Genomic DNA, 4331 nt, shown 5'->3' with positions numbered 1-4331 from the left:
CCGATCCATCTCACTGGGATCGCACCGCGCCGCAAGCCCCCGCCTGGCATCGCGCTCGTCGGCCGACGAGCGCGCACCACCGTGGCCCTGACGAACGGCACCCGCCGGGCCGTCAGGTCGGACATCCGCTGTTCGAGGAGCAGATTCACGCCGGCGGCTCCACGCTGCCGTACTTCATCGCCGTCCAGACCCGGCTGGGGTTGAGCGGCATGTCGGCGTGACGGACGCCGATGGCGTCCAGCACCGCGTTCACCACCGCGGCAGGCGATCCCACGGTCGCCGACTCGCCGATGCCCTTGGCGCCGATCGGGTGGTGCGGGGACGGTGTAACGGTGTGGCCCAGCTCCCACGCCGGCACCTCGAGTGCGGTGGGGATCAGGTAGTCCATGAACGACCCGCCCAGGCAGTTGCCGTCGCTGTCGAAGCCGATGAACTCCATCAGCGCCATCCCGACGCCGTCGGCCAGCCCGCCGTGCACCTGCCCCTCAATGATCATCGGGTTGATGCGGGTACCGCAGTCGTCGACGGCGATGAAGCGGCGCACCTTGACCTGGCCGGTGCCCGGATCGACGTCGACCACGCAGATGTACGCGCCGAAGGGGTATGTCATCTCAGGCGGGTTGTAGACCGTCTGCGCCTCGAGATGGCCCTCGACCCCGTCGGGCAGCTCGAGGTCACTGTGCGCCGCGAAGGCGATCTCCTGGATCGTCTTGGACTTCTCGGGGTCGCCCTTGACGAAATACCGCCCCTTCTCCCACTCGAGGTCCTCGGGGGACACCTCGAGCATGGCGCCCGCGATGAGCCGGGCCTTGTCCCGCACCTTGCGGGCGACGACGGCCGCAGCCGCACCCGACACCGGCGTGGACCGGCTGCCGTAGGTGCCGAGCCCGAATGGAGTCTGGTCGGTGTCGCCGTGGACGACGTCGATGTCCTCGGGCGGGATGCCGAGTTCCTCGCCGATGATCTGGGCGAACGTCGTCTCGTGGCCCTGCCCCTGGGTCTGCACGCTCAGCCGCACCACCGCCTTGCCCGTCGGGTGGACACGCAGCTCGCACCCGTCGGCCATGCCGAGGCCCAGGATGTCCATGTGCTTGCGGGGCCCGGCCCCCACCGTCTCGGTGAAGAACGAGATGCCGATCCCCATGAGCTCGCCCCGGGCGCGCTTCTCGGCCTGCTCCTTGCGAAGCTCCTCGTAGCCGGCGATGTCCATGGCCTTGCGCAGACACGCGGGGTAGTCGCCCGAGTCGTACACCCAGCCGGTCTTGCACTCGTAGGGGAACTGCTCCGGTCGCAGCAGGTTCTTCATGCGCAGCTCGGCCGGGTCCATACCGAGCTCGTTCGCCAGGCAGTCGACGATGCGTTCGATCAGGTACACCGCCTCGGTGACCCGGAAGGAGCAGGCGTACGCGACGCCGCCCGGCGCCTTGTTGGTGTAGACGCCCCTGACCTCGCAGTGGGCGGCCTCGAGGTCGTACGAGCCGGTGAAGATGTGGAAGAAGCCGGCCGGGTACTTCGTGGGTTGGGCTTGGTTGTTGAACGCGCCGTGGTCGGCGAGCACCTTCACCCTGACGCCGAGGATCTTGCCCTCGCGGGTCGCGGCGATCTCCCCGTGCATGTGGTAGTCGCGGGCGAAGGAGGTGCTCATCAGGTTCTCGGAGCGGTCCTCCATCCACTTCACCGGCTTGCCGGTGACGATCGACCCCACGACCGCACACACATACCCCGGGTAGATGCCGACCTTGTTCCCGAAGCCACCGCCGATGTCGGGGGCGATCACGCGGATCTTGTGCTCGGGCAGGCCGGCCACCATCGCGTAGATGGTGCGGTGGGCGTGCGGCGCCTGGGTGGTGCTCCACAGCGTGAGCTTCCCGTCGACCTTGTCGAAGTCGGCGACCACCCCGCAGGTCTCCATCGGCGCGGGGTGCACGCGCGGGTAGAGCATGTCCTGGGTGACGACCACATCGGCCTTGGCGAACACCGCGTCGGTTTCCGCCTTGTTGCCGGACTCCCAGTCGAAGATGTGGTTGTCGGTCTTGCCTTCCAGGTCGTCCCGGATGATCGGCGCGTCGGGATCCAGCGCGCGCCGGGGGTCGATGACCGGCGGCAGCGGTTCGTACTCGACGTCGATCAGCTCGAGGGCGTCGCGAGCCGAGTAGTGGTCCTCGGCGACGACGAAGGCGACCTCCTGGCCCTGGAAGCGCACCTTGTCGGTGGCGAGCACGGCCTGGGTGTCCAGCGACAGGGTCGGCACCCACGCCAGGTTCATGCTCTCCAGAGTCTTGCCGGTGATGACCGCACGCACCTTGGGGTGGGCCTCGGCAGCCGAGGTGTCGATCGAGACGATCCGGGCGTGCGCGAACGGGCTGCGCAGAATGGCGCCGTGCAGCATGCCCGGCAGCTGTACGTCGTCGGTGTAGCGCCCCTTGCCGCGGACGAAGCGCACGTCCTCCTTGCGCTTCAGGCGGCCATAGCCGATCGGTCGCTCCTCGGTCGCGGCGGCGGGTTCCTGGACTGTGGTCACGGTCAGCTCCCTACGGTCTTCTCTGCGGGGTGGGCCGCGGCCCACTGGATGGCCTTGACGATGTTCAGGTAGCCGGTGCACCGACACAGCTGGCCGGAGATCGCCTCGCGGATCTCAGCCTCGGACGGATCGGGGTTCCGGTTGAGCAGCGCCCGGCCGGTCATCTGCATGCCCGAGGTGCAGAAGCCGCACTGCAGACCGTGCTCCTCCATGAAGCCCTGCTGGATGGGGTCGAGTTTGCCGTCGACCTCCAGGCTTTCGACGGTACGCACCTCGTGCCCGGCGGCCATGGCGGCGAGCACGGTGCAGCTCTTGACCGGCTCCCCGTCCAGCAGCACCACGCAGGTACCGCAGTTGCTGGTGTCGCAGCCCCAGTGGGTGCCGGTGAGGCCCAGGTCGTCACGCAGGAACCGCACCAGCAAGTGGCGCGGCTCAATCTCGCGAGTGTAGTCCTCGCCGTTGACGTTGATGGTGACCTGCATTCCTCACGCCTCCCTTCCTGCTGCGCGGGCCGCGGCCCGGCGCAGCACCCGCTTCGTGAGCTCACCGGCCAGGTGCCGCTTGTACTCGGCACTGCCCCGAGTGTCAGTGGAGGGTGAGCAGTCCTCGGCCGCGATGCGGGCTGCTTCGGCGAACAGCTCCTCGGAGGGGGCGTTGCCTCGCAACACCTCCTCCACCCGGTGGTTGTGCACGGTGTTCGAACCGACGGCGGCCAGCCCGAGACCGGCCTCCACGATCCGCCCATCGCGCAGCGCGAGGGCCGCGCCGGCGGCGCCGACCGCCCAGTCGCCCACCTTGCGTTCGACCTTCTCGTACGCGCTACCGGCGTTCGGATGGATCGGGATGCGCACCTCGACCAGCAGCTCACCGGGACCGCAATCGGTCTCGTACGGGCCCTTGTGGAACTCCTCCATCGTCACGGTGCGGGAACCGTCCGCGCCCAGGATCACGGCTCGGGCGTGGACGGCGGCGCACACCGCGGAGAGGTCCTCGGACGGGTCGGCCTGGCACAGCGAGCCGCCCATCGTGCCCCGGTTGCGCACCGGCGGGTCGGCGATGACCTGCTCGGCATCCCGGAAGATCGGGAAATACCGCCAGAGAAGCTCGTTCTCGAGCATGGTGCGGTGCCGGGTGAGCGCTCCGATGCACAGCTCGGAACCCTCCTGGCGCACGTAGTCGAGCTCGTGGAGATCGTTGATATCGACGAGGAACTCCGGCTGGGCGAGCCGGAGCTTCATCATCGGCAGGAGGCTGTGGCCTCCCGCGACCACGCGCGCCTCGTCGCCGAAGCGCCGCAGCATCGTGAGTGCCTCGTCGACACTCCGCGCCCGTTCATATTGGAACGACGCCGGTACTTGCACGTCACCCTCCCTCTGCTCGCGGTCCGCCCCGCGGTACCGCTGGGACCCGGATAGTTGGCGCTCGGACAGCGCGTAAGTCAAGGCCGACTTCAGGGAATGGTTAAGTGGGCCGGGATCCATGACGGGGCTCTTAAGCGATAGCTGAAGAGCCTGTTGACCGGCGTCCGTGAGGCGTCGTTACCTTCACACCCAAGGCCTGGCGCCGGCGAACCGCGCCGAGCTGATCGGTGACCGCGTCGCGGGAGCGGGTTCCCGCGCGTCCCAACCAGCCAGGGCACGTGGCCCGAGGGAGCACACCTCCAGCGTGCTGGAGGAGCCTTGCCCCGTGACGGCCCCGGGCACCACGAACCGAACAAGGAGCCGTGTTTCCGCGATGGAGTTCATCAACGAGTTTCCGGTGGGCCTGCCGGTCGAGCAGGCCTGGGCGCTGTTCACCGACGTCGAGCGGA

3 protein-coding genes are annotated in these 4331 nt (G+C 68.5%); all 3 read right to left on the bottom strand.

Features of this window, described 5'->3' with window-relative positions:
* Positions 1-145: 145 nt before the first annotated feature.
* The 3 genes from ABZV31_RS38055 to ABZV31_RS38045 are packed head-to-tail and all read right to left on the bottom strand — an operon-like array spanning position 146 to position 3882.
* Positions 146-2521: an aerobic carbon-monoxide dehydrogenase large subunit gene (locus ABZV31_RS38055; RefSeq protein WP_355901437.1), complete on the bottom strand. Its 2376-nt coding sequence runs from the start codon at positions 2519-2521 to the stop codon at positions 146-148.
* A 2-nt stretch (positions 2522-2523) separates the two neighbouring features.
* Positions 2524-3003 carry a (2Fe-2S)-binding protein gene (locus ABZV31_RS38050; protein ID WP_355901435.1) on the bottom strand — a complete coding sequence of 160 codons (480 nt, stop codon included), beginning with the start codon at positions 3001-3003 and terminating at the stop codon, positions 2524-2526.
* 3 nt (positions 3004-3006) lie between these two features.
* Entirely contained in the window at positions 3007-3882 is an 876-nt protein-coding gene (locus ABZV31_RS38045; RefSeq protein WP_355901433.1) for a xanthine dehydrogenase family protein subunit M, read from the bottom strand.
* Between the last annotated feature and the right edge of the window lie 449 nt (positions 3883-4331).

This window comes from Streptomyces sp. NPDC005202 (genome assembly GCF_040608235.1).
GTDB lineage: Bacteria > Actinomycetota > Actinomycetes > Streptomycetales > Streptomycetaceae > Streptomyces.
The sequence above is the reverse complement of the archived record's forward strand: the minus strand, read 5'-3'. Positions and strand labels throughout refer to the sequence as shown.

Coding starts and splice junctions, on each gene's coding strand:
- ABZV31_RS38050 (WP_355901435.1), bottom strand. CDS start 3,003: ATGCAGGTCACCATCAACGTCAACGGCGAGGACTACACTCGCGAGATT.